This window comes from Pseudoalteromonas sp. T1lg10 (genome assembly GCF_002964545.1).
GTDB lineage: Bacteria > Pseudomonadota > Gammaproteobacteria > Enterobacterales > Alteromonadaceae > Pseudoalteromonas.
The window spans coordinates 1-359 of record NZ_PQBV01000045.1; the positions used below are offsets into that span (position 1 = coordinate 1).

Annotated in this window: 3 tRNA genes; all 3 read right to left on the reverse strand. The window is 53.8% G+C overall.

Features of this window, described 5'->3' with window-relative positions:
- Positions 1 to 3 precede the first annotated feature (3 nt).
- A tRNA-Leu gene (locus C2M17_RS12535) sits at positions 4 to 90 on the reverse strand.
- A gap of 42 nt (positions 91 to 132) precedes the next feature.
- Positions 133 to 208 (reverse strand) — tRNA-Gly (locus C2M17_RS12540).
- A 63-nt stretch (positions 209 to 271) separates the two neighbouring features.
- Positions 272 to 358: transfer RNA gene (locus tag C2M17_RS12545), tRNA-Leu, on the reverse strand.
- Position 359: the final 1 nt, after the last annotated feature.

Here is a 359-nt window from a genome sequence, read left to right on the forward strand (position 1 = left end):
AAATGGTGCCCGGGGCCGGACTTGAACCGGCACGCTGTTACCAGCGAGGGATTTTAAATCCCTTGTGTCTACCAATTCCACCACCCGGGCGGATGGTCGACTCAAGAGTCGTGCATACGAAGCGGAGGAGATTGGAGCGAGTAACGAGGTTCGAACTCGTGACCTCAACCTTGGCAAGGTTGCGCTCTACCAGCTGAGCTATACTCGCGTTCCATAGTGAGAATGGCTTTACTGCCTTTATCACAATTCCGACAACACAATAGTGTTAAAATGGTGCCCGGGGCCGGACTTGAACCGGCACGCTGTTACCAGCGAGGGATTTTAAATCCCTTGTGTCTACCAATTCCACCACCCGGGCG